Below are 25,178 nucleotides of genomic sequence, written 5' to 3'. Positions count from 1 at the left end.
AAGCGGGATCAGTAGACGGGCAGCTCCACCCCTGACAGCAGCTCGTCGATGCGCGCCTGGGTCGGCTGCTGCATCACGTTCTGGATCATCTCCTTGGTGAGATGGGGGGAGAAGGAGCTGATGAAGTCATACATGTAGTTCTGCAAGAGGATGCTCTTGCTGAAGCAGATCTGGGCCGGGCAAGGCTCGAACAGGTGCTCCAGATTGATGGCCACGAGGCCGGGGGCATCGCTATCGTTGGCAACCAGGGAGGAGATGATGCCGATGCCAAAGCCCAACTCCACGTAGCGCTTGATGACGCCGGCATCCATCACCGTCATGTAGTAGTTGGGGGTGAGGCCGGCCGCCTGGAACACCCTGTCCTGCACCTGACGCCCGGTGGCGCCGCTCTCGTAGCTCAGGATGGGATACTGGCAGAGCTGCTCCAGGGTCGGCTTCTTCACCTTGGCCAGGGGGTGCTCCTGGGGCACCACCAGGGAAAGGGTCCAGAGGTAGGCGGGCAGCGCGATCAGCTCCTTGTCGAAGCCTATCTCGTGGGCCACGATGGAAAAATCCGAGTATCCCTTGCTGATCTGTTCCTTGGTGGCGGACATCACAGGATGCAGGTGGAACGAGATCTTGGGGTACTTTTTGGTGAAGTAGGTGACGCTTTTCGGCAGCAGGTAGCGGGCGATGGTGTGGGTGGTGTGGATGTTGAGGGTGCCCACGGTCGGATCCAGGTACTCCCGGGAGATGGCCTTGATCTTGCTCTCGATATTGAGCATGGCCTCGGCACACTTGATGATCTCCTCCCCCACCGGGGTGATCCGGTGCAGGTGCTTGCCGCGGCGCTCGAAGATGCGCACCCCCAGCTCGCTCTCCAGCAAGCCGATCTGCTTGCTCACCCCAGGCTGGCTGGTATAGAGCGCATCGGAGGCAACGGAGACGTTGAGATTGTGGTCCCGCACCGCGATCAGATACTTCAACTGCTGTAGTTTCAAGGTTGCCCCCTCACAGACTGACGCGGCGCTCGTCGATGGACTAGGCCGCCAAAAATGGCGGCCAGTGTATCATCCGGACTGGGCATATCGCCGCTTGATCCTTCATTTTGCTACAAAATCTAGCATCAGCGCGGTGGATATGACAAACGGGGTTCAGCGCGCGTCGGCCCCGATCGGCAGGATGCCGAGGAACTGCAGCAGCCACTGCATCATGGTGGCGGAATCCACCTCCCCTTCTAGGGAAGAGAGACTGCTCTGGTAATGTGCATCGGGCAGCCTGTCCCGTCGCCGCTCGATCAGGGCCCGGTTGTACGCCACCGAGAATTCCGGGTGCCCCTGGATGGCGACGATGTGATCCCCCTGCAGGAACATGAAGTTGGGGCAGAAGTCGTTGCCCGCGAGCAGGGTCGCCCCCGGCGGAAGCTGCTCCACCTGATCCTGGTGGCTTGCCAGGATGCGGATGGTGTCCAGACCCGGCGCCATCCAGGGTTTTGTCGTCTGCATGGCATGGACCGACACCCCCAGCCCCCACCCCTTGGTAGACTTCATTACCTCCCCTCCCAGCGCCTGGGCGATCACCTGGTGGCCGAAGCAGACCCCGGCCAGCTTGACGTTGGCATCGTGGGCCCGGCGGATCCAGTCGCGCAGCGCCAGGATCCAGGGGATGTCGCTGTAGGCATCGTGACGCGAGCCGGTAATGAGCCAGGCATCGCATTCGGTCAGATCCAGGGGCAGATCGCCGTCGAGGGCGGACCAGACCCGAAATTCCAGCTCGGGGGCCAACGCCCGGAAACCCTTGATAAACATCTCGGAGTAAACGGGACCAAAATCCCCCACCAAATCGGGGTCCAGGCGGTCACAATCGAGAATACCCAGTCGCATCTGTTACTCCTTGACAGAAGCGCCCCCGCAGACCGGCGGCCTGCGGGGGCAAGAGATTAAAGCCATGGCAGCGAGCCAGCGGCTCACTTCATGGTCGGCATGGAGAACTCGGCGCCGGCGCGCAGGCTCTGGGGCCAGCGGGCGGTCACCGTCTTCATCCGGGTGTAGAAGCGCACCCCATCCGGCCCGTGCATGTTGAGCGGCCCGAAGATGGACCGTTTCCAGCCACCGAAGCTGTGAAACGCCATGGGCACCGGAATGGGAACGTTCACCCCTACCATACCGACCTGAACCCGCGTGGTGAAGTCCCTTGCGGTATCTCCGTCACCGGTGAAGATGGCGGTGCCGTTGCCGTACTCGTGTTCGTTGATGAGGCGCAGGGCCGTCTCGTAGTCCGGGGCCCGCACGATGGCGAGCACGGGGCCGAAGATCTCCTCCCGGTAGATGCGCATCTCGGGGCCGACCCGATCGAACAGGCTGCCCCCGATGAAGTAGCCCTCGCCATGGCTCAGGCCCCGGCCATCCACCACCAGCTCGGCCCCCTCGGCCACTCCCTGATCCACGTAGCCGCGCACCTTGGCCAGGTGTTCCCGGCTGATGAGGGGCCCCATCTCGTTCTCCGGACTCTGACCGAGGCCGGGGCCGACCCGCAGGGCCGCCACCAGGGGCGAGAGCTTCGCCACCAGGGCATCGGCGGTCTCGTCACCCACCACCACGGCCACCGAGATCGCCATGCAACGCTCGCCCGCCGCGCCATAGGCGGCCCCCATCAGGGCGGAAACCGCCTGATCCAGATTGGCATCCGGCATGACCACCATGTGGTTCTTGGCGCCGCCCAGGGCCTGCACCCGCTTGCCGTGAGCCGAGGCGGTGGCATAGATGTACTGGGCGATGGGGGTCGAGCCGACAAACGACACGGCACCGACCCTCGGGTCAGTCAGCAGCACGTCCACCACCTCCTTGTCGCCGTTGACCACGTTGAGCACCCCGTCCGGCAGGCCCGCCTGCTTGAGCAGTTCGGCCATGCGCAGAGAGAGGGACGGATCCTTCTCCGAGGGCTTGAGGATGAAGGTGTTGCCGCAGGCCAGGGCCACCGGGAACATCCAGAGCGGCACCATGGCCGGGAAGTTGAACGGGGTGATGCCGGCGCAGACCCCCACCGGCTGCATCATGGAGTGACTGTCCACCCCGCGGCCCACGTTGAGAGAGTGCTCCCCCTTGAGCAGATGGGGAATGCCGCAGGCAAACTCCACCACCTCCAGCCCCCGGGTCAGCTCACCCTGGGCGTCGGAGAAGACCTTGCCATGCTCGCGGCTGATGAGCTGGGCCAGCTCGTCCCTGTGCTGCTCCATCAGCTCCTTGAAGCGGAACAGCACCCGGGCGCGCACCAGCGGCGGAGTCTGGGACCAGTCGGCAAAGGCCCGTTCGGCACTGGCAATCGCCTCGGCACACTCGTCGGCCGTGCTGAGAACGACGGAGCCCTGCTGCTGGCCGGTGGCCGGATTGAAGATGGCACCGAAACGCTCGCTGCGACTCTCGGTCGTCTCGCCGTCGATGAAGTTGTCGATCCTGTAACTCATAAATCCTCCGTGATGGGTCATCCGTCCTCCCCTCGCCGCGCCGGGGCAGCACAGGGGGATGACGCCCGGGACGAGCGCCATCCTGTGTGATGTGGGGGTCAGTCCTGAGCCTGCAGGGCGTCCTGCAGCAGGGTGAAGAGATCGTCGATCTGGCTGCGCTCGATGATGAGGGGAGGCGACAGGGCGATGATGTCGCCGGTCACCCGGATAAGCGCCCCCTTCTCGAAACAGCGCACGAACACCTCGTAGGCCCGCTTGCCCGGTGCATCGGGCATGGATTCGAGTTCGATGCCCGCCACCAGGCCGTAGTTGCGCACGTCCTTCACGTGCTTGCAGCCCTTGAGGGAATGGGCCGCCTCCTCCCAGTAGCCCGCCAGATCGGCGGCGCGGCTGAGCAGGTTCTCGTTGCGATAGATCTCGAGGGTCGCCAGACCCGCCGCCGCGGCCACCGGGTGGCCGGAGTAGGTGTAGCCGTGGAACAGCTCGATGGCCCCCTTGCCCGCCGCCATCATGTCGTCATAGATATGGTTTTGCACCAGCACGGCCCCCATGGGGATGGCGCCGTTGGTGAGCCCCTTGGCGCAGGTGATCATGTCGGGGATGACGTCGAACTCCTGGGCGGCGAAGGGGGAGCCGAGGCGGCCAAAACCGGTGATCACCTCGTCAAAAATCAGCAGGATGCCGTGTTTGGTACAGATCTCCCGCAGCCGCTTGAGATAGCCCTTGGGGGGCATGATGACCCCGGTGCTGCCGGCGATGGGCTCGACGATGACCGCCGCGATGTTGCTGGCGTCGTGCAGGAAGACAATCTTCTCCAGTTCATCGGCCAGGGTGAGGTCTTCTGCTGGCAATCCCTTGGTGAACGCATTTTTCCCTATGTTGAGGGTGTGGGGCAGATGATCCACCCCGGTCAGCAGGGAGCCGAACCACTTGCGGTTGCCGGGAATGCCCCCCACCGAGATGCCGCCAAAACCCACCCCGTGGTAGCCGCGCTCGCGGCCGATGAGCCGGGTACGGGTCCCCTGGCCGCGAGCCCGCTGCCAGGCCAGCGCAATCTTGAGCGCGGTGTCCACGGACTCCGATCCGGAGTTGGTATAGAAGACGTGACCGAATCCCTTGGGGGCGATCTCCACCAGCTGGTTGGCCAGCTCGAACGGCAGGGGGTGGCCCATCTGGAAGGTGGGGGCAAAATCGAGGTGGGAGATCTGCTGGGAGACCGCCTCGGCGATCTCGCGCCGACCATGGCCTGCGTTGCAACACCAGAGTCCGGCAGTGCCATCCAGTATCTTGCGGCCATCCTCTGAGTGATAATACATCCCCTCTGCCGACTTCAGGATGCGCGGCGCCGCCTTGAACTGCTGGTTGGCGGTGAACGGCATCCAGAATGCGGACATGTCGGGGGTATTGATGTCGCTGACAGGTTTCATGGTCACCTCATCCTTAAGGCGTTTAGTAACACCCGGCTCATGCCTATTAAATTAAACACCTGAATCCATAAAAAAGGGCTTTTATCGCCCGGCTTGGTGTCACCCCTCAGGGGTGGTATAAGATATTTAACACAATTTTAATAATAGTAAACAGTCAAGGAGTGTCTATCGATGGATATCGGTCACCGCCTCAAGGCGGTTCGCACCAAGGCGGCTCTCTCCCAGCGCGAGCTGGCAAAACGCTCCGGTGTGACCAACGGCTTTATCTCCCAGATCGAGAAAAATCAGGTGAGCCCCTCGGTGGCCTCCCTGCGCAAGGTGCTGGAAGGCATCCCCATGTCATTGGCCAGCTTCTTCACCGACGAGACGGAGATGGATTCCGAGGTGATCTTCCGTGCGGACGACATGCCGGATCTCGGCACCCACCCCATCAGTTACCGTCTGGTGGGTCACAGCCGCGCCAACCGCGCCATCGGCATGATGCAGGAGATACTGCCCCCGGGCGCCGACACCGGTGACGACATGCTGAGTCACGAAGGGGAAGAGTGCGGCATCGTCATCCGGGGTCAGGTAGAAGTCACGGTAGGCGAGCAGGTTCACCTGCTGGCACCGGGGGATGGCTACTACTTCGACAGCCGCACCCCCCACCGTTTTCGCAACGTGGGGGATCAGGAGTGCGTGCTGATCTCGGCCAACACGCCCGCCAGCTTCTGACGGGCCTTCTCCCGGAACAGCCCGCCGGGATCCACCCCTGCCCGACCCGGGGATCAGGCCAGCGACACGGGCTCCAGCCCCGCCGCGCGGCCCCCGACACCACAGGCCAGGGCGCCCGGTTTGCCCCGCCGTTGGCCCGGGTTGTTCGGGGTCAGTGTTTAATGAATTGTTACAAGATGGATTTACAAGCGGCAGGATGTTTAGCATATTGATACGCGGAGACTGACTTTCTGCCGGTTCAAGGAGTGAACATGAGTGACCTGACCCTGGCCCAGTGGCAACACAAGGCCGCCCATCTGACCCTGCCCTCGCAAGCCTTTATCGACGGCACCTACCGGGATGCCGTCAACGGCGCCACCTTCGATTGCATCAACCCGGCCAACGGCCAACTGCTGACCAGGGTCGCCTCCTGCGACGCCGCCGATGCCGAGCTGGCGGTCAAGGCGGCCCGTGCCGCCTTCGACGACAAGCGCTGGTGCGGCCTCTCTCCCAAGCAGCGCAAGCTCATCATGCAGCGCTTCGCCGAACTGATGCGCCTGAACCTGGTGGAGCTGGCACTGCTGGAGTCGCTGGATATGGGCAAGCCCATCGGCGACGCCATGGGGTATGACGCCCCCGCCGCCGCGAACTGCATCGCCTGGAACGCCGAGGCGATAGACAAGATCTACGATCAGGTCGCCCCGGTGGAAGAGTCCGCCCTGGCCCTGGTGACCCGCGAGCCCCTCGGTGTCGTGGCTGCCATCGTGCCCTGGAACTTCCCCCTAGTGATGGCCTGCTGGAAGCTGGGCCCGGCGCTCGCCACCGGCAACTCGGTGATCCTCAAACCCTCCGAGAAATCCCCCCTCACCGCCCTGCGCATCGCGGGTCTGGCGAAGGAGGCGGGCATCCCCGACGGCGTCTTCAACGTGCTGCCAGGCTTCGGCCATACCGTGGGCGAGGCGCTGGCCATGCACATGGACGTCGACTGCATCACCTTCACCGGCTCCACCAAGATCGGCAAGCATCTGGTGCAGTGCTCCGGCAAGTCCAACCTCAAGCGCGCCTTCATGGAGTGCGGCGGCAAGAGTCCCAACATCGTGCTGGCGGATGCGCCGGATCTGGACGCCGCCGCCCGCAGCGCCGTCGGCGCCATCTTCTACAACCAGGGGGAAGTGTGCACCGCCGCCTCCCGCCTGCTGGTGCAAAACAGCATCAAGCCCCAGTTCATGGAGCGGCTGCTGGCCCACGCCCGCGAGTGGATCTCGGCCAACCCGCTCGACCCCACCACCCGCATCGGCGCCATGGTGGACCACATCCAGATGGAGCAGGTGCTCAACTACATCGCCATCGGCCAGCAGGAGGGCGCCAAGCTGCTGCTGGGGGGCAAGCGCACCCAGCCCGAGGAGGGCGGCTACTACATCGAACCCACCATCTTTGACGACGTGACCCCGACGATGCGCATCTTCCGCGAGGAGATCTTCGGCCCCGTGCTGGCGGTGACCGGCTTCGACACCCTGGAAGAGGCCATCGCCCTTGGCAACGACACCGACTACGGCCTGGCGGCCGCTATCTGGACGGCGGATCTCAACCAGGCGGTGAAGGGGTCGCGCGCCCTGCGCGCCGGCACCGTCTTCGTCAACAACTGGGATGGCGGCGACATGACCATGCCGTTTGGCGGCTTCAAGCAGTCCGGCAACGGGCGCGACAAGTCCCTGCACGCCCTGGAGAAATACACCGAGCTGAAAAGCACCTGGATCCAGCTCGAATAACGTCATAAATGACGCTTATCAACAAAACAGGGGGGAGAAATCCCCCTTTCTCATTTTTACTCTTTTATCCCCTCGCTCAATCGATATAATCGTCAAATAGCAAGCCATTAAATTTAAAGATAAAAATGCTGTTTTTTCTGGGAAGTGTACTGTTTCTGGTGGTGGGACTGCCGCTGTTGTTCTTCGTGCTGGGTCAGGGGGAAGCCTATGTCACCTGGGGCCCCTGGATCTCCGCCATCGCCCTCATGCTGTGGCTGCTGATGGACGTGGAGAAGATCCGCCGCGGGGGCGGTCGTTGAAGTCGCTCCTGCTGTTAAAATCCCGTCAGACCCATTTATTGTCTTCTTTCCCTGCAAAAGGATCGCTACACTGACTTTTTGCGATGTTTCCCGACATCCGCACTCCAGTGAAGGTTATCCGCATGCAACAACAGATCCAGCGCCAGGGCGTCCTCTATGCCCTCGGCGCCTACACCCTTTGGGGCCTGGCACCCATCTACTTCAAGTCCCTCTCCGCCGTGCCGGCCGCCGAGATCCTGACCCACCGCATGATCTGGTCCTGCGCCCTGCTGATGGTGCTGGTGCTGCTCGGACGCCAGTGGCACAAGGTGCAGGCAGTGCTGCGCCAGCCCAAGGTGCTGCTCACCCTGGCCTTCACCTCCGTCACCGTCGGCGGCAACTGGCTGCTGTTCATCTGGGCCATCAACAACGGCCACATGCTGGATGCGAGCCTGGGCTACTACATCAACCCCCTGTTCAACGTGCTGCTCGGCATGGTGTTTCTGAGCGAGAAGCTGCGCCGCCTGCAGTGGTGGGCGGTAGGGCTCGCCTTTGTCGGTGTCGCCGTGCAGCTCATCGCCTTCGGCTCCCTGCCCTGGATAGCCCTGGTGCTGGCCTCGAGCTTCGCCATCTACGGCCTCATTCGCAAGAAGCTGGCCCTGGACGCCCTCACCGGCCTGCTCATCGAGACCCTGATCATGCTGCCGCCGGCCGCCTTCTATCTGTGGGGCATCGCCGACAGCCCCACCAGCCACCTCACCCAGAATGACTGGCACCTGAACCTGCTGCTCATCGCCGCGGGCGCCGTCACCACGGCCCCCCTGCTCTGCTTCACCGCGGCGGCCACCCGGCTCAAGCTCTCCACCCTGGGCTTCTTCCAGTACATAGGCCCCAGCCTGATGTTCATCCTGGCGGTGACCCTGTATGGCGAGGCGCTGGCGCTGGACAAGATGATCACCTTCGGCTGCATCTGGAGCGCCCTGGTGCTGTTCAGCCTGGATGGCCTGCGCAGCGGCAAGCGGCGCCAGGAGGCCGGCTGAGGCGCCGGCGCAATAATCTACAAGCCAAGGGGCCGCTTTCGGGGTATCAATAGGGGATGAACGCACCCCAATCCCGCATCCACTACTGGCAATCCCGGCTGCTGCCGGGGGTTGAACTCTCCCACTCCCACCACAGGGAGTTCAGCTATGGCCGCCACGTGCATCTGGACTACCACATCGGTCTGGTGCAGCGGGGCGGCCAGAAGTTCATCCACAAGGGGAACAGCCACAACCTGGTGCGCGGCGAACTCTCCACCGTCAACCCGGACGAGATGCACGACGGCCTCAGCCTGCTGCCGGAAGGGTACGAGGTGCGGGTCTTCTCCATCGCCCCCGAGCAGCTGGCCCGCTGGCTGCCGGAACACCCCGAGCCCTTTTTCCACCAGGGATTGCAGAGCCGCCCCGACCTCTATCAGGGCTTTGCTCGCCTGCACATGCACTTGGACAGCCCCGCCCCCGACGGCCTGCTGGCGGAGAGCCAGTTGCTGGCCCTGCTGGGCGAACTGTTCCGGCTCGCCCCCGAGCGCCACGCCCTGGCGGATCCCCAGCTCAGGTTCCTGCGCGACCATCTGCTGGCCCGGCTGGATGAGCGCCACACCCTGGAGGATCTGGCCGCCCTGTTCGGGCTGGATCGCTTCGCCTTCCTGCGTCAGTTCAAGAAGAAGACCGGCATGACCCCCTATGCCTGGCTCAAGCGGCTGCGCCTTGAACAGGGCAAGCGCCTGCTCGGCAGCGGTCTGCCGGTGAGCGAAGTGGCACTGGCGGTGGGCTTCTTCGATCAGAGCCACTTCCACCACGGTTTTCGTCAGGCCTTCGGGCTCACCCCGGCGGAGTATCGCCAGCAGATGCTGCCCGCCTGAATCACCGCTGCTGCAATCTTTTACAATCTCCCGCCCCCCGTCCTGCCCCATGCTGTCACCTCCATACCGCTGTCGGAGGTCTTTTATGTTCACCAGCCTGTTTCTGACCCTGGGTCTCGTCCACCTCGTCGCCCTAGCGAGCCCGGGCCCGGATTTCGCACTCATCCTGCGCACCAGCCTGCACAGGCCCACCGCCCTCGGGGCGGCCCTTGGCATCGCCCTCGCCATCCTGCTCCACGCCACCCTGAGCCTGACCGGCATCAGCCTGCTGATCGCAAGCCAGCCCTGGCTCTTTCTCGCCGTGAAACTGGTGGGCGCCCTCTATCTGGGCTGGCTGGGCTGGGGGTCACTGAAAGCGGCCTGGCAGGGAAGCGGGGATCTGGCGCTGCGCGCCGGAGGCGAGCGGCCGGGCTGGCGCAAGGGGGTGAAGAGCGGGCTGGCCACCAATCTGCTCAACCCCAAGGCGATGCTGTTCTTCATGGGGCTGCTGGCCGCCATGGTGACGCCCCAGGTGGATGGCCTGACCCGGGGATTGCTGATCCTGGAGCTGTTCCTGCTCTCCCTCGTCTGGTTCAGCGCCCTGGCCTGGAGCCTCTCCACTCCCCGCGCCCAGCACCTGCTCGGCCGCATCCAGCGCCCGCTCAACCTGATGACGGGCCTGCTGTTTGGCGCGGTCAGCCTCTCCATCCTGGTGGATCTGCAAGGGCACTGGCCAGCGGCCTGACCGGCACGTCCTTGTTGGCGGCAAGCAGGGAGGGGTCTTGACGGACGGCGCGACTACTCCCCGCGCCGCATCCCCTTGCGCAGGTAGACGTAACCCTCCCCCGGGCTGCCCCAGCGCTGATGGGCGCCGTTGTCATAGGCCCTGTCCAGCAGCCGGACACTGTCCGGGCCGATCCAGAGGTACTGCACCAGGGTGGTGGCACCGCCAAAATCGGTGGCGCAGTGCCCGACCCGGGTCTGTCCCTTGTACTCCCCGCCCGGCTGGCGGGTCAGCCAGATCTCGCACCCTTCGCGCAGGGAGAGTTGCTGCGGGGTGAGGGAGTCAAGCAACTCTGGCCGACGCCAGGCGCCGGCAAAATCCGTGGCCCTCGGCATGGTCAGTTCGGCCATCAGGATGCGGCCATCGGGCAGGGAGGAGAAGCGGTAGATGCGCTGGCGAAACGGTCGCTGCGCCCGCTCGGTCAGAAACTGCTCCGCATAGACCCAGCGAAAGGGGCCTTCCCCGGGCCAGATCTCCACCAGCCGCAGCTCGGCGCTGGTGAAGCGGGCATCGAAGGTGGCCTGCTCCTGGCTGGAAAACTCCCCCGAGAACCAGGAGAGCAGGGGCTCCAGCCTCCCCTGCGTGGCATGGGGGCCGGGGGCCGTCACGAAGGGGACGGGCGCCGCCCAGATCAGGCTGGCGTAAAACAGCCCCAGCAGGGCCGCCATCAGCTGTGTCATCGAATCCTTCCGAGTCGCTTGCATGGCGGCGATTATATGAGCGAACGGTGACAATAACCTCTATCTTGATCAACTCCTTGAAGAGAAAACGAAAAATCCTCTCTGCAGGCGAAAGGAGGCGACGCACCCCGGCCTGCGTTCCGTCAGATCAGCATCCGAAGCGCACAGTAAACCAACAAGGCCGCCAGCGTCAGGTTCAGAATGCGGCCGTGGCGCTGGAACAGGGGCTGCAGCAGATGACCCGCCAGGGCCCAGCAGAGGTTCCCCAGCGTGCCGATCAGCGCCAGCAGCAGGCTGACGCCCAGCACCCAGACGAATTCTGTGGTGTGGGGCAACACGAAGGTGGAGAGCGCCGTGATGCCGTATAGGATGATCTTCACGTTCACGAACTGCAGCCAGAAGCTGGTCCAGAAGCCGGGCAAGGCTCCATCTGTGCTCGACAGGTTGGAGCCGCTGGCCGCAATGCGCCAGGCCAGCCAGAGCACATAAGCCGCCCCGGCCCAGCTGAGCCAGCCAACCAGCGCGGGGGAGAGGCTGATGAGGGTGAAGGTGAACAGGGCACACAGCAGCATGATCAGCAGGAAGCCCGCACTCATGCCCGCCAGCACCCGGCTACTGCGGCGCAGACCATGCTGATTGGCGGCGCTCAGAGCCAGTATGTTGTTCGGTCCCGGCGTCATGGCCGTGATCAGGGTGTAAGTCAAAAATGCGCTGACAAGGGTCGTGGTCATGGTGTTTCTCCAAATAGGAGTGATACCTTAACGCGGCCACTGGCATCAAAAAATCGAATGTTTTAGCATTCTAAATTCAACCATTTCGATGAATTGGAGTCCCCATGGATTTGCGACGTCTCATTACCCTCAAGACGGTGATCGAGGAGGGCTCCTTCGTGAAGGCATCCCGCAAGCTCTGCTGCACCCAGTCGACGGTAACCTTCCATATCCAGCAGTTGGAGCAGGAACTTTCGCTACAACTGTTCGAAAAAATAGGGCGTCGCATGTGCCTGACCAAGGCCGGACAGAACATCATGCCGCATGTGCACGAGATGATCCGAGTGATGTCGGGTCTGCGCCAGGCGGCGCAGCAGGACGCCGAGCCGAGCGGCGAGCTCAGGGTCGCCATCGGCGAAACTCTGCTGGCCTACAAGATGCCGGCGGTGCTCGAGCGCTTCAAGCGGCTGGCTCCCGGGGTCCGACTGTCGCTCCGGTCCCTGAACTGCTACGTCATTCGCGATGCGCTGCTGGCGGACGAGGCCGATCTCGGTATCTTCTATCGGGTCGGCAACGATGCCGCCCTGCTGATGGAGAGCTTTGGCGAGCAACCCCTGGTGCTGGTAGCTTCCCCCGCCCTCAGCGGTGGTATCGACTTCACCCGCCCGGATCAGCACCTGCCGGTCAGCTTCATCATCAACGAACCCCAGTGCATCTTCCGTCAGATTTTCGAGAGCACATTACGCCAGCGAGCCATCACTCTGGACGGCACCATAGAGCTGTGGAGCATAGAGAGCATCAAGCGCTGCGTGGCCAGCAACCTCGGCGTCTCCTTCCTGCCCCGCTTCGCCGTCGAGCGGGAGCTGAGTTCGGGGGAGCTGCAGGAGCTGCCCTTCTCCCCCACGCCCCTCGTCATCACGGCCCTGTGCGCCCACCACGCCAGCAAGTTTGTCAGCCCCGCCATGCGGGTGTTTATGGAGTGCGTGCAGACGTGCCTGACAGAGGAGGCGTCGCCAGCGGCAAATGCGGCCGCTCATGGCGACCAGGACGCGCGCCGCCTGATGACAACCTAGCCCTTCAATGGGAGCGCCACGACTCCTGACCCTCGGTTGTCCTTCCCCCGAGCGACTATCCTTGCTCGGATACAACCGAGAAGGAACCCAAGATGAGCACAGGAACAGTCACCCTGCACCGCGTACTCAAGGCCCCGCCGATGCGGGTATACAGAGCCTTTATCGAGCCGGACGCCCTGGCCAAATGGCTGCCCCCCCATGGCTTCACCTGCAAGGTGGCGGCACTGGATGCCAGGGTCGGCGGCCAGTTCAGGATGTCGTTCACCCACTTCGCCAGCGGCCACACCCACGCCTTCGGCGGCGAGTATCTCGCGCTGGAGCCGGGCAAGCGCATCCGCTACACCGACCGCTTCGACGACCCCAACCTGCCGGGGGAGATGCAGGTCACCATCACCCTCACCCAGGTGCTGTGCGGCACCGATCTCGCCATCGAACAGGCGGGTATTCCGGCGGTCATCCCGGTGGAGATGTGCTACCTCGGCTGGCAGGAGTCCCTGATGCAGCTCGCCACCCTGGTGGAGCCCGAGATCCCCGCCGAGTGACCCAACACGGGGGCTCCCCCGGTGGCCCCCGCACAGATACCCCTTGTGAGAGAGGGGCCTGATCAGGTATCTCTGTGGGCAGGGCGGGCTGCGTTCTTGCAGCGACCATCCACCGCCAGGAGCCCCCATGAAACGAGTCTTGATGATGACCATGGCCGCCGCCCTGCTGGGCGGGTGCGCCGTGAAGAACCAGGTCACCCACAGCCTGCAGGCGATTCCGCTGACGGCCTTCCAGCAGAGTGAAAGCAACCCCAACCAGCGTATCTACAAGGAGCCCGGCGTGGATCTGCGCCAGTACCATCAGGTGCTGCTCGATCCCTTGCAGTTCATCCGCCAGGAGAACGGCCAGTGGTATCTGCTGACCGCCAACGAGCAGAACGAGATAGGCCGCTACTACCACGCCACCTTCCAGCGGGAGCTGATGAGCCACGGCGTCAAGATGGCTACCGAACCCGGTCCCGGCGTGATGCGGGTGCAGGCGGCCATCACCAACTTCGACCTGACCCGGCCCGACCCCAAGCTGCGGGATCTGCTGCCCGCCAAGATAGCCATCAACGTCACCCGCGAGGTAATAGGCAAGGAGCCCTATCTGCTCAAGGTGGGCAGCATGGCACAGTTGCTCGACGCCCAGAGCGGCAAGCTGCTGGTGCGGGTGATGGACGCTCGCGAGAGCCCGGACACCACCCACAAGGATTCCCCCATCACCGCCCTGGAGATGGAGAAGATGATCGATCAGTGGGCCGCAAGTCGCGCCAAACAACTGGCCGACAATCTGGGGCGCTGAGCCGGGCCGAAAACGACAAAGCCTGCCAGGGGCAGGCTTTGTCGTCGCTGAAGCGCGGTTTATTGCAGGTTCAGGCCGCCCAGGTAATCCTTCTTGCCGAGATCCACCCCGGCTTGGCGCAGCAGGGCATAGGTCATGGTGAGGTGGAAGTAGAAGTTCGGAATGCCGTATTCGTGGACGCAGCTGTGGCCGTCCATCCCCTTGCCGCCGGCCCAGTAGGGGTAGTAGTGGCCGCTCGCATACTGGCTGAAATCGGCCTCCAGCTTGCCTTGCAGGTAGGCGATGGTCTTGGCCACGTGGGCGCGCAGATCCGCCATGGTTTTGGGATCATCCCCCAGCACCGGCGGCTCGCTCAGGCTGGCGGTGGCCACCACGGCGCGGGCGCTGTCACAGCAGATCAGCACCTGCTTGCTCAGGGGCAGCATGTCGACGATGAGGCGCTCATTGAAGAAGTTCTCCACATTGAACTTCTTCGCCGCGGCGTGGGCCTCGGCCTTGGCCAGGCACTGGTCCAGGTTGGTCAGCATCTTGATGAACTGGGCTGCGATATCACGATTCATAATGCACTCTCGGTTGGTTGAAGGCAGTAAAACGAGCGGCTCCACTATAGCGCATCCCCCTTGCAGTGCGAGCCCGAGGGGATGAAAAGCGAGGGCGTCCTCCTTGCCCTGCGACAGGCAGTGGCGATCACCGGCGGGCTGCGAGGCCAGAGCGCCATACCCCGTCGCCGCACCGAGTCCCTCTTTCCCCTTTTTTTGATCTGTGACAGGCATCTCGTTTTTCGAGGGGCGTAGTCTGGAGCCCGCTGCCCCGGCACGGGCCGGGGCACCCATCCCACAAGGAGAATGCCATGAAGATCTACGATCGAAACCGCAATGTGCTGACCCTGGGCCAACGGGTGATGATTGCCGCAACCGGCGCGGTCGACACCCTCAAGGAGGCGCACACCGACAACCTGACCCCCTATGAGGCGGAACATGAGAAGTGCGTGCTGCTGACAAACAGCCAGGAGCGCTACGCCCCCATCGAGTTGATTAGACTAGGCTGATCCCGTTTTCCGTCACCCTACTCTTTACAATTCACCCGGCCGCCGCGCCCCGTTGGACGGCCGGGTTTCTGACTCCCCGCTTTTCCTATCCCCAAGATGTCGTCCGCCACCGGATGACACGAGTCACTTGCATAATGGAAGTAATGGCCGTAAGGTTACTTCCATTATGCAAGTAACCTGATGACCCATATGCGCAAGAAGAGTCTGAGTGAACAGCAGTGCCCCATCGCCCGCAGCCTGGATCACGTCGGCGAATGGTGGAGTCTGCTGATTATCCGCGATGCCATGCATGGCCTGTCGCGCTTCGATGAATTTCAAAAGAGCCTTGGCATCTCCCCCAACATACTGACCCGGCGCCTGACCGCCCTGGTCGAGGGGGGCCTGATGGAGAAGCGGCTCTACTCCGAACGCCCCCCTCGTTATCAATATGCGCTCACCCCCCGCGGCCAGGATCTCAGCGCCGTGCTGATCGCGCTGCTCACCTGGGGCAACAACCACCTGGCGCCCGAGGGGGCCAGCATCCAGCTGAGGGATGCCCAGACGGGCGAGCTGGTCGAGCCCCTGCTGGTGGACAGGCGCACCGGTCAGGAGATTTCACCCTCGCGCCACAGATTGGTACCGGGGCCGGCCGCCAGCGACGGCATGAAGCAGCGTCTGTGCCATGCCAATGGCGTGATGAGCGGCAACCCCCCTTCGAAACAGGAATCAGAGTCATGACCTCAACTCGCATAGTGGTGACAGGAATGGGCGCGGTGACCCCGCTTGGATCTGGGGTGGAAACCGTGTGGCAACGGCTGCTGGCGGGCCAGTCCGGCTTGCGCCGCCTGCCGGAGGCCTTCACCGAAGGGCTGGCGGCCAAGGTAGGTGCCATGGTGCCGACCCTGGCCGACGATCCCCTGGCCGGGTTTGACCCCGATGCCGTCGTGTCGACCAAGGAGCAGAAGAAGATGGATCGCTTCATCCTGTTTGCCATTGCCGCGGCCAAGGAGGCCCTGTCGCAAGCCAACTGGGCCCCCGCGACGGCGGCTGAGCAGGAGCGCACTGCCACCATCATCGCCTCTGGCATCGGCGGCTTCCCCGCCATCGTCGAGGCCGTGCGCACCACGGATGAGCGGGGACCGCGCCGCTTGTCCCCCTTCACCATCCCCTCGTTCCTGGTCAACATGGCGGCGGGCCATGTCTCCATCAACTTCGGCTTCAAGGGGCCGCTCGGGGCGCCGGTCACGGCCTGCGCCGCCGGGGTACAGGCCATTGGCGACGCCGCCCGCCTCATTCGTTGCGGTGAGGCCGACATCGCCATCTGTGGCGGGGCCGAGGCCACCATAGATCGCGTCAGCCTGGGTGGGTTTGCCGCCGCCCGCGCCCTGTCATCCGCCTATGCCGATGACCCCGAAGCGGCCTCCCGCCCGTTCGATGTCGACCGCGACGGGTTTGTGATGGGCGAAGGGGCCGGGATCCTGGTGATTGAATCCCTGGAGCACGCCCTGGCCCGAGGCGCCACCCCCATAGTGGAGCTGGTGGGATACGGCACCAGCGCCGATGCCTATCACCTCACCGCCGGCCCGGAGGATGGCGACGGCGCACGCCGCGCCATGATGGCGGCCTTGGCGCAGGCCGGCATTCAGGGGGCGGATGTCCAGCACCTCAATGCCCACGCCACCTCGACCCCGGTGGGTGACAGGGGGGAGCTGGCCGCCATCAAGCGTGTCTTTGGCGACAACCACCAGATAGCGGTGACCTCCACCAAGTCCGCCACCGGCCATCTACTGGGAGCCGCCGGAGGCATAGAGGCCATCTTCACCGCCCTGGCCATTCGCGATCAGCGGGTGCCTGCCACCCGCAACCTGCAACAGCCCGACCCCCTCGCCGACGGCGTGGACATAGTGCGGGGCGCGGCCCGTGACATGCGGATAGAGCACGCCATCTCCAACGGCTTCGGCTTTGGCGGCGTGAATGCCAGCGTGCTGTTCAAGCGCTGGCAGGGGGCCTGATCTCGCCGGCGACTGGGCATAGTCCCGTTGACTGACCTGTCGGCGAACGCCTCGCCGACACCCTTCATCTTGGGATACATCTTGGGACACCCACCTTTTTGAGCTCGACCACCAACCGCGGCGACACGCACAACAAGAGGGGTGTCCCAGCTTTCCTGCCGGCGGCAACACCAGACCCGGCCTCCGCCTTATGAGGGCGAGGCGATACAGCTTGCCGGTATCCAGCCTGATTGCCCCGCTTCGTTATGTACCCAGAGCCAGCCTGCCAGCTCCCGTTCCACCCGTACCCGCTCCCCCGCCGCCACGTCCAGCTCCCGGGCGGTATAGTCCTGACGCGCCTGCGCCTCCTCCGTGCCGATCGGGGTCAGCAGGGACAAGGGCGCCCACCCCTCGTTGCCGTCTGCGGTAAAGGTGCGCACCCAGCCCGGGAACTCTTCGTCCTCGTGGCCGATGCGCACCCGCTCTCCGGCCCGAAAGGCGATGGGATTGGGGTAGCAGGTGTGGTGCGCCGTGGTGATCAACGCCAGCATTGTCTCGTCCTCCGACAGGTTCTGTTTGGTGACGCCCCGAGTCATACCACAAGCCGGGCCCCGTTGCGTCAACCGGGCTCACACCCTCTGGCAGAGGGCGATCTACCCCAGGGCGGGCCGACGGCTCTGATCCCCACGATTCATTACTGTCAGTGAATTTTCATATCATCCGAGTGTCATTTCAGTGAACACATCGCCGCCCTAGACTGCTTCTCGAACCTTAACGAGGAGTCTTGTATGAAACTCACCCATATCCCGTTGCTGGCCGGCACCCTCGCCTCGGCCTTCTCTTTCAACACCTTCGCCGGTGACATCGTCTCGGTGCAGTTCAGCGATGGCCGCCCGGCCGTGACCGGCGTCGAAGCGGTCAACAACGCGCTCAACCCCATCGGCGTCAACGTGGTCACCGTCGATATTCCCGACGCCGCCAGGCCGCTGCTTGAAGCCTCCCACCACCGCGCCCTGACCAAAGCGGAGCACGGCGCCCTGATTGCGGCCTTCAACCTGAGTCAGGGGGAGCTGCTGGAGCAGGCCAGGCTCGCAGGGCGCGCGCCTGCGGTGCAGGGGGGCGGCGTCGCCACCGAAGAGACCGGCGTCGGCCCCTACCCCAAGGTCTATGACCTGATGGCGCTGGACGAGCGCACCCGCAGCGCCGTGCTCGGCAAATATGGTCGCATGCACGTCAACTCCGCCGAGGACGGCACCGACATCGACGAGGTGATGACGGTGGTCAGCGGCGGGCCGTTCCGCTGGGGCTTTACCCTCAAAGACGGCAGCATCGCCCGCTTCCAGATAGACAAGGTGGGCCTTGAGGACAAGGCGGTGCGGATCAGCTATCACGGGCTCGGCATGCACGCCGGGTTGATGGATGCAAAACAGGGGCTGCTGGTGGCCTTCGCCCACGGCCCCAGAGCGTTCACCATGCGCTACCAGGCGGATGTGCCCCACGCCCAGTTGCTCGGCACCAACCCCTGGGCCGATGTCGGCATCACCCTGCCCCCCGCCCCCGGCAAGGTGCAATAAGCCGGTGCGTGCCATCTGGCGGCGGGGCCCGGGCCCTGCCGCCTGCTTTTATGCCTGCCGTCACGGGCCGGGGTGCCCGGGGCTCATCGCCTCTCTTTCGTCTGCGTCTCTGCCGGGCCCGCCACGCCCCGGAGGGCCATGATCCGGGCCTGTCTGCCACAGGCAGCTCTCTGTCTGGCGGGGATGGGGGGTGGACACCCCGGGGAACCGCACTATTGTGATAAAAGTGCGCAATGATGGCGCCATCATTTACCAGTAGTGAATTAACGGGGGCAGAATGAACAAGATCACGGCGCTGAATGTCTTTCGCCGGGTGGTGGAAATGGGCACCTTCAGGGCGGCGGCGGACGACCTGCGCCTCTCGCAGGCGGCGGTCAGCAAGAACATCAACGAGCTGGAAGCCTATCTCGGCATCGCCCTCATCAACCGCACCACCCGGCGGCTGAGCGTCACCGAATCCGGCATGGCCTATTACGGCCAGATATGCGCCGTGCTGGACAGCCTGGAGGCCGCCGACCAGTCCATCATGGCCGCCTCCTTCACCCCCAGGGGCAGGCTGAGGATCGGCATGCCCATGTCCTACGGGCTGATCCGCCTCAACCCCCTTGTCTGCGCGTTCCAGCGCCGCTATCCGGAGATCGGCATCGAGGTGATCCTGAGCGACGCCTACATGGATCTGGTGGATCAGGGGCTGGACGTGGTGATCCGGGGGGCTGGCACCCTGGAGGACTCCACCCTGCGCGCCAAACCCCTGTGCGAGGTGCAGCGGGTGCTCTGCGCCGCCCCCGATTACCTGAAGGAGGCGGGCCAGCCTGCCCACCCGGCGGATCTCAAGGGCCACAACTGCCTGCGCTACAGCCTCTCCTCCTCCCCCAACAAGTGGTTCTTCACCCGGGACGCGGAGAGCGTGGCGATGGAGCTGCCCCCCGCCAGCTTCTGTGCCAACAACAGCATCGCCCTGAAACAGGCGGCGGTGCAGGGGCTTGGGGTGATCTTGGTACCGGATGAATTCGTGTCGAATGAACTGGCAGACGGCACCCTGGTCAAACTGCTCCCCGACTGGCAACCCGACCCCCACGCCCTGTTCGCCGTCTACCCCTTCCACAAGGAGCAGTCCCGCAACGTGCGGCTCTTTATCGAATTTCTCGTCAAGGCGTTTCAGCTGAGGTGAGCCAGACAGGCGGGAGCTTGGGATATCCGCCTGCATGTAGGTTCGATTAGCGAAGCGTAATCGGACGATCGCGTAATCGATCCCTCTGGCTACCGCCCGTCGTCCAGGATGACGCCCCCTGCCTGTGTTGCCGATGTATCCGCAAATAGTCGCCTGCCAAGCTGGCGGATCAGCAGCAACGGCGCCAGCAGGGTGAGCAGCAGCCAGTGGGTGTGGGGCAGGATAAAGCTCCAGATGATCTCGTATGGCAGCCAGGTCGAAGCGGTTGCCGTCATAAAGGCAAGGTCATAGGTCTGCCACAACCAGAGCCCGGCAAAGAGCGGCAACAACAGCGGCCGGGGCGTCAGCAAAAACAGGGGCCAGAAGAGTGTGCCCAGAGAGGTAGCCAGCTTCAGCATGGGTAAAGCCAGCTCGACAAAGGTATCTCCTTGATAGGAGCCGCCCCACACAAGGAATGCATTGTCTGTCAGCGTTGGCCACCAGGAAGCGTACTGGAACAGGGTGAACGAAAGCAAAAACAGCAGGCTGGTCAGCAGCGCCAGCGCCGTTTTTCGCAACAACCAGCGCCCCAGCCGGCGCAGTGTCGGCATCCATTTAGACATCAATGACTCCCATCTGGTGACGGGGCAGTATGCCGTGGTTCGCCGCATCGTCAAAGTGCCGCACCATGTCCGTTAATTGCCGAAATATTGAATCCCGTCACATCGGTACCAGTCTGAGCGGTTGCGTGCCAGCAAGGCCCCATGCGAACCTTTATTTGTCTTTCTTCCAACCAACACAGAGGGCGCCGGGTAGCCGTATCTCTTACAAGTCGGAGAACGATGCCACCCTGAACCTCAGCATCGAGGCGGGCAAATACTACTTCGTCTGGCAGGAGGTCAAGATGGACCTGCTGATGGCCCGCTCCAAGCTGAGTCAGGCCAGTGAAAGAGAAGGCAGGAAAGGGGTGATGGAGAGCAGGCTTGTTAAGTAATCAGTTGGATGCCAGCTTTAAGAGCGCATATGACAAGCCATTTCTCAATCAGTATCGCCCCCGTATTTTCCGAGAAATATATAAGGTAATACCGTGGATAATATAACTCAATTTAGTATTTATACGGCAAAAATTTTCGAAGAGCTGTACGCTTCATTCCCAGTTCCAAAGTTTATTGACCAAGAGAAAATGATCTCCACTTACCTTAGCTTTGACAAAGATGATGAAATATCAAAAGAGAAAGAATTTGTTGCTGCAGTTGAGCTTGTAAAAATTTTCCATGAGATGGACCCAGATAATGTAACGACCTCTCATGATTATGATGAACGTAAAGTTAAATCCGAAAATAAAATTATGGAATTAAATTATGAAAAAAGAATTGACAGAGACAATCAGATTGAAATATTTACTGGGACGTTAGATTTTTTAAAATCAGAGGGGCTAATCCTTAAAATAGATAGGAAGGGCTATAGATTGACATCAAAATCTTTTTCTCATCTAAATAAAACTTTTGAAGAGGGTAAAGTAAGAGAGGAAGACAGATCTTATATCTCCGCCATAAAAAATATGTTTGATCAAACTAAATCTATATCTAAAGAAGTGGCAGTAGGTACTGCAATAGCGATAATACCTAAGCTTCTTGGCTACAACTAATTTAACCCTATATTTAATTATAATAATAGATAACGATGATGAGTAGTTACATTCACAGTTTAAATAATTCCACTAGCAATATGCCATAATCAGTTACCAATTAAGGCTTTGAGGGCTCTCATGACACCACCAATTCATACAACAAGCGCAGAAGTTTTTATTCTTGAGTCGCTTTCAGAAGCGAATGAAGAAGCTGGCTTATTTGAAGGGAGAATTCTATATAAGACATTAAAGATGGCAGGAAAGAATCCAATCTACTATTATTTCAGAACAAAAGAAGAACTCGAATTACTTGCATATACCTTTAGAGATTCTGGCTATCGCTATCTTCATATTTCTTGTCATGGAGATCTTACTCATATACATACCACATTGAATAGAATATCTTATCAAGAGTTTGGGGATATATTTTCTGGGCTCCTTAGAAACAGAAGATTATTTATGTCTGCCTGCTCTACAGGTAATGAGATTTTTTCGACTTGCATTTCTGTATTAAATAAAGGTATGTACTCTATTGCGGCGCCAGTGAATGATATTAGATTTGATCAAGCCTATGCTTTTTGGACTGCATTCTATACTAAGGCTCACCTTATGGATCAGAACCTAATGAAGTCTAAATATATATATGCGGCATTCTCTGATCTTTGTAAATTTTTTGAAATTGATTTTCATTGGAGTCGATACAATCCAAAGCATGACATATGGTTCCATAAAATTTTTGGCCGATAGGCCTTTAGTATAAAAATATCGATCTATACCCGAGGATAAACTTGCCCAAATAAGATGGACACGGTACAGATGATCCCCCTCCAATCCGCCGAGGGCCGGAGGCAACATCAGGGACGCCATCAGGGAAGATGGCGTAGCCGCAGCGGACAGGGGCCAAATCGGGTCAGGGCGAGCACAGCTCGACCCCGATTTGGCGCGAGAACAAGGATGTTCGAAGCGGGCTTTGGCCGAAGCCATGGATGGCGTAGGCCAAAGTGCCGTCTGCGGCGGCCCGTCCGACGTTGGCTCTGAACTGAGGGCAACCGCGAAGCGGCCGGATTGGCGGGGGTGGCCTTTCTTTTGGTGACTTTTCTTTGGCCACGCAAAGAAAAGTTACTCGCCCAAGCCCGAAGGGCGGGCGAAACCCTGTCGAGGGCCCAGCCCTCGCGTCCTGCACGGCGCCAGCCGTGCCAAGATACAAAGCCATTTACGAACCCCCTCATCCCCAACCCTTCTCCCACAAGGGGAGAAGGGAGCAAAGACGATCTCGGGAACTGGCCCCTCTCCCGCCATGGGAGAAGGAAGCAAAAACGACCACGGAAACAGGCCCCTCTCCCGCCATGGGAGAAGAAGGCAAAGACTATCGCGGGGATGATCCCCTCTCCCGTTGGGAGAGGGCTAGGGTGAGGGGATTAAAGCGCCTCCAATCTCGCATACGCCGTTACCAACCACTTGGCGCCGACGTCGTCGAACTGGATTTGCACCCGGCTCTGCTGGCCGACCCCTTCGAAGTTGAGCACGATCCCCTCCCCGAATTTCGGATGGAGCACCCGCTGGCCGAGCTTGATGCCGCTGGCGTCGAAGCTCTGCTGCACCTCGTTCTGGCTGAAGCGGCCGTACTGGGTGGGGCGGCTGACCTGGGTGCGCAGCCGGATCTCTTCCAGACACTCGGCGGGCATCTCGCGGATAAAGCGGCTCGGCTTGTGGAACATCTCGCGGCCATAGATGCGGCGGCTCTCGGCATAACAGATGTAGAGCTTCTCCATGGCGCGGGTCATGCCCACGTAACAGAGGCGGCGCTCCTCTTCCAGCCGGCCCGACTCCTCAGTGGATTGCTGGCTGGGGAACATGCCTTCCTCGACGCCGACCAGCAGCACCAGGGGATATTCCAGCCCCTTGGCGCTGTGCAGGGTCATCAGTTGCACCGCGTCGGCGTATTCGTCCGCCTGATTCTCGCCGGATTCCAGCGCCGCATGGGCAAGGAAGGCGGAGAGATCGCTCATGTCCTCCAGCTCGTCCGGGCGCTGGTACTGGCGGCAGGCGGTGACCAGTTCGTCCAGGTTCTCTACCCGCGCCTGGGATTTCTCGCCTTTTTCCGCCAGATACATGGCCTTGAGGCCGGAGTGCTGGATGACGATGTCCGCCTGCTGGTGCAGTGGCAGCAGGGAGACCTGTTCCTCCAGCGCGTCGATGAGATCCACAAAGCCGCGCACCGCATTGCCGGCACGGCCGGTCAGCACCTTGTCATTGAGCAGTGCCTTGGCGGACTGCCACAGGTTCTGGCCCTGATCCCGGGCGTTGTTGCGCAATATCTCGAGGGTGCGATCGCCGATGCCCCGGGTCGGGGTGTTGACCACCCGCTCGAAGCTGGCGTCGTCGCCACGGTTGTTGATAAGGCGCAGGTAGGCCATGGCGTCCTTGATTTCCTGGCGCTCGAAGAAGCGCAGGCCGCCGTAGATGCGATACGGCATGGCGTCCTGCATCAGCGCCTCTTCCAGCACCCGGGACTGGGCGTTGGAGCGATAGAGAATGGCGCAGTCGGCCAAGAGGCCGCCTTTCTCTTTCCAGTCCTTGAGACGGCCGACCACGAAGCGGGCCTCGTCCACCTCGTTGAAGGCGGCGTAGAGGGAGATGGGCTCACCCTCGGCCCCCTCGGTCCACAGCTCCTTGCCAAGGCGCTCGGCGTTGTTGGCGATGACGCAGTTGGCGGCTTTGAGGATGTTGGCGGTGGAGCGGTAGTTCTGCTCTAGGCGGATGGTCTCGGCCCCCTGATAGTCGGTCAGGAAGCGCTGGATGTTCTCGATCTTGGCGCCGCGCCAGCCGTAGATGGACTGGTCATCGTCACCGACGATCATCACCTTGCCGGAATCCCCTGCCAGCATCCGCAGCCAGGCGTACTGGATGCCGTTGGTGTCCTGGAACTCGTCCACCAGGATGTTCTGGAAGCGATCCCGGTAGTGCTCGAGGATGTGGGGCTTGTTCAGCCACAGCTCGTGGGCGCGCAGCAGGAGTTCTGCAAAATCTACCAGCCCGGAGCGATCGCAGGTCTCCTGATAGGTCTTGTAGATCTGCTGATAGGTGCGGGTGACGGGGTCGCCGTAGAGGTCGATGTCGCCGGGGCGCAGCCCCTCGTCCTTCTTGCCGTTGATGTAGCCCATCACGGCGCGCGGCGCCCAGTGCTTCTCGTCGAGGTTGAGCGCCTTGAGCACCCGGCGAATGAGGCGGTACTGATCGTCGGAGTCGAGGATCTGGAAATCCTGGGGCAGGCCCGCATCCAGATGATGGGCCCGCAGCAATCGGTGGGCGATGCCGTGGAAGGTGCCTATCCACATGCCGCGCACGCCGTCACCGATCACCTTCTCGACCCGGCCGCGCATCTCGGCCGCCGCCTTGTTGGTAAAGGTGACCGCGATGATGGAGAAGGGTGAACAGCGTTCCACCTGCATCAGCCAGGCGATACGGTGCACCAGCACCCGGGTCTTGCCCGAACCGGCACCGGCCAGCACCAGCAGGTTGCAACGGGGCGCCGCAACGGCATCTCTTTGCTTGTCGTTGAGCCCGTCGAGCAGGGTTGAAACGTCCATCACCACTCCTGTTTATTTATACAGGCGGGGATTATACGGCCTGAGCCGCCAGAGACCAAGCCGTGAGCAGCCGGGGGCCAACCCGCCCGCCAACGCTGCGTCGATGAGGCCGCAGGGCTGGTGCCGATGGAAGCCAGTTTTTTCATCAGAGGAGG

The 25,178-nt window shown here is 62.0% G+C and carries 27 protein-coding genes; 17 read left to right on the top strand and 10 right to left on the bottom strand.

Annotated features, from left to right (window positions below):
* Window positions 1-8: 8 nt before the first annotated feature.
* The 4 genes from AB5Y53_RS02995 to AB5Y53_RS02980 all read right to left on the bottom strand — a co-directional run bounded on the left by AB5Y53_RS02995 (window position 9) and on the right by AB5Y53_RS02980 (window position 4,869).
* Window positions 9-980, bottom strand: coding sequence for a LysR substrate-binding domain-containing protein (locus AB5Y53_RS02995; RefSeq protein ID WP_041212153.1), 972 nt, complete (start codon window positions 978-980; stop codon window positions 9-11).
* A gap of 153 nt (window positions 981-1,133) precedes the next feature.
* A complete protein-coding gene (locus AB5Y53_RS02990) occupies window positions 1,134-1,862 on the bottom strand; it encodes a glutamine amidotransferase (protein ID WP_043153559.1) in 729 nt (242 codons plus the stop codon).
* An 83-nt stretch (window positions 1,863-1,945) separates the two neighbouring features.
* Window positions 1,946-3,442, bottom strand: coding sequence for a CoA-acylating methylmalonate-semialdehyde dehydrogenase (locus AB5Y53_RS02985; RefSeq protein WP_368181107.1), 1,497 nt, complete (start codon window positions 3,440-3,442; stop codon window positions 1,946-1,948).
* A 98-nt stretch (window positions 3,443-3,540) separates the two neighbouring features.
* Window positions 3,541-4,869, bottom strand: coding sequence for an aspartate aminotransferase family protein (locus tag AB5Y53_RS02980; RefSeq protein ID WP_104452048.1), 1,329 nt, complete (start codon window positions 4,867-4,869; stop codon window positions 3,541-3,543).
* A gap of 171 nt (window positions 4,870-5,040) precedes the next feature.
* Here AB5Y53_RS02980 and AB5Y53_RS02975 point away from each other — a divergent pair, with 171 nt between their 5' ends.
* The 6 genes from AB5Y53_RS02975 (at window position 5,041) to AB5Y53_RS02950 (ending at window position 10,233) form a co-directional block, all read left to right on the top strand.
* Window positions 5,041-5,583 carry a cupin domain-containing protein gene (locus AB5Y53_RS02975; protein WP_010672493.1) on the top strand — a complete coding sequence of 181 codons (543 nt, stop codon included), beginning with the start codon at window positions 5,041-5,043 and terminating at the stop codon, window positions 5,581-5,583.
* Window positions 5,584-5,834: 251 nt separating this feature from the next.
* Window positions 5,835-7,331: an aldehyde dehydrogenase gene (locus tag AB5Y53_RS02970; RefSeq protein ID WP_039039526.1), complete on the top strand. Its 1,497-nt coding sequence runs from the start codon at window positions 5,835-5,837 to the stop codon at window positions 7,329-7,331.
* Window positions 7,332-7,456: 125 nt separating this feature from the next.
* A complete protein-coding gene (locus AB5Y53_RS02965; protein ID WP_010672491.1) occupies window positions 7,457-7,630 on the top strand; it encodes a hypothetical protein in 174 nt (57 codons plus the stop codon).
* A 122-nt stretch (window positions 7,631-7,752) separates the two neighbouring features.
* Window positions 7,753-8,649: an EamA family transporter RarD gene (rarD, locus tag AB5Y53_RS02960; protein ID WP_010672490.1), complete on the top strand. Its 897-nt coding sequence runs from the start codon at window positions 7,753-7,755 to the stop codon at window positions 8,647-8,649.
* 56 nt (window positions 8,650-8,705) lie between these two features.
* On the top strand, window positions 8,706-9,509 hold the full coding sequence (locus tag AB5Y53_RS02955) for an AraC family transcriptional regulator (RefSeq protein ID WP_201970199.1): 804 nt from the start codon (window positions 8,706-8,708) through the stop codon (window positions 9,507-9,509).
* Between the two features lie 85 nt (window positions 9,510-9,594).
* A complete protein-coding gene (locus AB5Y53_RS02950) occupies window positions 9,595-10,233 on the top strand; it encodes a LysE family translocator (protein ID WP_368181106.1) in 639 nt (212 codons plus the stop codon).
* Between the two features lie 53 nt (window positions 10,234-10,286).
* Here AB5Y53_RS02950 and AB5Y53_RS02945 read toward each other — a convergent pair whose 3' ends face one another.
* Window positions 10,287-10,952: a chromophore lyase CpcT/CpeT gene (locus AB5Y53_RS02945; protein ID WP_041212148.1), complete on the bottom strand. Its 666-nt coding sequence runs from the start codon at window positions 10,950-10,952 to the stop codon at window positions 10,287-10,289.
* A gap of 143 nt (window positions 10,953-11,095) precedes the next feature.
* Window positions 11,096-11,683, bottom strand: a complete 588-nt coding sequence (eamB, locus tag AB5Y53_RS02940) for a cysteine/O-acetylserine transporter (RefSeq protein ID WP_171865043.1) — start codon at window positions 11,681-11,683, stop codon at window positions 11,096-11,098.
* A 104-nt stretch (window positions 11,684-11,787) separates the two neighbouring features.
* Here eamB and AB5Y53_RS02935 point away from each other — a divergent pair, with 104 nt between their 5' ends.
* The 3 genes from AB5Y53_RS02935 (at window position 11,788) to AB5Y53_RS02925 (ending at window position 14,061) form a co-directional block, all read left to right on the top strand.
* Window positions 11,788-12,735 (top strand): LysR family transcriptional regulator, encoded by a 948-nt coding sequence (locus tag AB5Y53_RS02935; RefSeq protein WP_080767915.1) that lies wholly within the window; start codon window positions 11,788-11,790, stop codon window positions 12,733-12,735.
* 92 nt (window positions 12,736-12,827) lie between these two features.
* Window positions 12,828-13,277, top strand: coding sequence for an SRPBCC family protein (locus AB5Y53_RS02930; RefSeq protein ID WP_182955843.1), 450 nt, complete (start codon window positions 12,828-12,830; stop codon window positions 13,275-13,277).
* Window positions 13,278-13,404: 127 nt separating this feature from the next.
* The gene (locus AB5Y53_RS02925; RefSeq protein ID WP_045522447.1) at window positions 13,405-14,061 is read left to right on the top strand and encodes a DUF3313 domain-containing protein; all 657 of its coding nucleotides are present in this window, start codon (window positions 13,405-13,407) and stop codon (window positions 14,059-14,061) included.
* A gap of 59 nt (window positions 14,062-14,120) precedes the next feature.
* Here the strand turns inward: AB5Y53_RS02925 and AB5Y53_RS02920 are convergent, their stop codons facing one another.
* Window positions 14,121-14,621 (bottom strand): DUF1993 domain-containing protein, encoded by a 501-nt coding sequence (locus tag AB5Y53_RS02920; protein ID WP_368181105.1) that lies wholly within the window; start codon window positions 14,619-14,621, stop codon window positions 14,121-14,123.
* Window positions 14,622-14,911: 290 nt separating this feature from the next.
* Here AB5Y53_RS02920 and ydfZ point away from each other — a divergent pair, with 290 nt between their 5' ends.
* The 3 genes from ydfZ (at window position 14,912) to fabF (ending at window position 17,100) form a co-directional block, all read left to right on the top strand.
* Window positions 14,912-15,109 carry a putative selenium delivery protein YdfZ gene (gene ydfZ, locus AB5Y53_RS02915; protein ID WP_010672483.1) on the top strand — a complete coding sequence of 66 codons (198 nt, stop codon included), beginning with the start codon at window positions 14,912-14,914 and terminating at the stop codon, window positions 15,107-15,109.
* A gap of 189 nt (window positions 15,110-15,298) precedes the next feature.
* Window positions 15,299-15,826, top strand: a complete 528-nt coding sequence (locus AB5Y53_RS02910) for a helix-turn-helix domain-containing protein (protein WP_268452171.1) — start codon at window positions 15,299-15,301, stop codon at window positions 15,824-15,826.
* The gene (gene fabF, locus AB5Y53_RS02905; protein WP_319860259.1) at window positions 15,823-17,100 is read left to right on the top strand and encodes a beta-ketoacyl-ACP synthase II; all 1,278 of its coding nucleotides are present in this window, start codon (window positions 15,823-15,825) and stop codon (window positions 17,098-17,100) included. Before AB5Y53_RS02910 ends, fabF begins: the two co-directional genes overlap by 4 nt.
* Window positions 17,101-17,288: 188 nt before the next feature.
* Here fabF and AB5Y53_RS02900 read toward each other — a convergent pair whose 3' ends face one another.
* On the bottom strand, window positions 17,289-17,630 hold the full coding sequence (locus tag AB5Y53_RS02900) for an SH3 domain-containing protein (RefSeq protein ID WP_368181104.1): 342 nt from the start codon (window positions 17,628-17,630) through the stop codon (window positions 17,289-17,291).
* Window positions 17,631-17,867: 237 nt separating this feature from the next.
* Between AB5Y53_RS02900 and AB5Y53_RS02895 the strand changes: the two genes are divergently transcribed.
* Window positions 17,868-18,653 (top strand): hypothetical protein, encoded by a 786-nt coding sequence (locus tag AB5Y53_RS02895; RefSeq protein ID WP_241871427.1) that lies wholly within the window; start codon window positions 17,868-17,870, stop codon window positions 18,651-18,653.
* Between the two features lie 277 nt (window positions 18,654-18,930).
* Complete coding sequence (locus tag AB5Y53_RS02890; RefSeq protein ID WP_368181103.1) at window positions 18,931-19,824, top strand: LysR family transcriptional regulator; 894 nt, start codon at window positions 18,931-18,933, stop codon at window positions 19,822-19,824.
* A gap of 89 nt (window positions 19,825-19,913) precedes the next feature.
* Here AB5Y53_RS02890 and AB5Y53_RS02885 read toward each other — a convergent pair whose 3' ends face one another.
* Window positions 19,914-20,426: a hypothetical protein gene (locus AB5Y53_RS02885; protein ID WP_368181102.1), complete on the bottom strand. Its 513-nt coding sequence runs from the start codon at window positions 20,424-20,426 to the stop codon at window positions 19,914-19,916.
* Window positions 20,427-20,581: 155 nt separating this feature from the next.
* Between AB5Y53_RS02885 and AB5Y53_RS02880 the strand changes: the two genes are divergently transcribed.
* From AB5Y53_RS02880 to AB5Y53_RS02870, 3 genes are all read left to right on the top strand, one after another.
* On the top strand, window positions 20,582-20,797 hold the full coding sequence (locus AB5Y53_RS02880; RefSeq protein WP_368181101.1) for a hypothetical protein: 216 nt from the start codon (window positions 20,582-20,584) through the stop codon (window positions 20,795-20,797).
* Between the two features lie 93 nt (window positions 20,798-20,890).
* A complete protein-coding gene (locus AB5Y53_RS02875) occupies window positions 20,891-21,451 on the top strand; it encodes a hypothetical protein (protein ID WP_368181100.1) in 561 nt (186 codons plus the stop codon).
* Window positions 21,452-21,571: 120 nt separating this feature from the next.
* Entirely contained in the window at window positions 21,572-22,180 is a 609-nt protein-coding gene (locus AB5Y53_RS02870) for a hypothetical protein (protein ID WP_368181099.1), read from the top strand.
* A 671-nt stretch (window positions 22,181-22,851) separates the two neighbouring features.
* On the opposite strand, the gene uvrD is transcribed toward AB5Y53_RS02870, so the two are convergent.
* On the bottom strand, window positions 22,852-25,023 hold the full coding sequence (uvrD, locus tag AB5Y53_RS02865; protein WP_368181098.1) for a DNA helicase II: 2,172 nt from the start codon (window positions 25,021-25,023) through the stop codon (window positions 22,852-22,854).
* Window positions 25,024-25,178: the final 155 nt, after the last annotated feature.

It is taken from the genome of Aeromonas sp. R7-5 (genome assembly GCF_040908015.1).
Lineage (GTDB): Bacteria > Pseudomonadota > Gammaproteobacteria > Enterobacterales > Aeromonadaceae > Aeromonas > Aeromonas caviae.
The sequence above is the reverse complement of the archived record's forward strand: the minus strand, read 5'-3'. Positions and strand labels throughout refer to the sequence as shown.